We start from the raw sequence: 434 nt of genomic DNA on the forward strand, positions 1-434 counted from the left end.
CAATAAAGTGCCATGCTTGCGGATGGATAATCCAATCGCCGCTCTCAGGCGTCAGCTCATGCGTGGCCGTAACATTGCCCGCCTCGTCCAATTCATTGAAGTTCAGACGGCCTTGGAGGACATTGAGGCAGCCCCAAGTACCGGCGGCGGTATTGTGTTTGGACAACAAGGCTTCGGGAATCTCGTCCGCCGTCCACACCGGCATCTGTTTGTAACAAAACAATTCTTGCTGTTCGCTCATCATATTTCCTTTCTATTTTGACGGTTTCAATACGGCTTCTGCCAAGGCTTTCTGAATGGCAATCACGCTCTTGTCGCTTTTAAACTGCAAGGTTTCGGTTGGCGCCTCGCTAGAAGAAATCCAAATCTTCAGCTCGGCATCCAAATCGAAATGACCTGAGGTTTCCACCGAAAAGCGCGATACGGAACGATAC

General features: G+C 50.2%; 2 protein-coding genes. Both read right to left on the reverse strand.

Going from position 1 to position 434, the window contains the following annotated elements; genetic code table 11:
• On the reverse strand, positions 1-244 hold a 244-nt coding region (locus tag ACTHUR_RS21510; protein ID WP_440400843.1), incomplete at its 3' end, for a DUF1971 domain-containing protein.
• A 9-nt stretch (positions 245-253) separates the two neighbouring features.
• Positions 254-434 (reverse strand): PH domain-containing protein (locus ACTHUR_RS21515; protein ID WP_440400844.1); only part of this gene is annotated, 181 nt, incomplete at its 5' end.

Source organism: Neisseria sp. P0021.S007, from assembly GCF_051956855.1.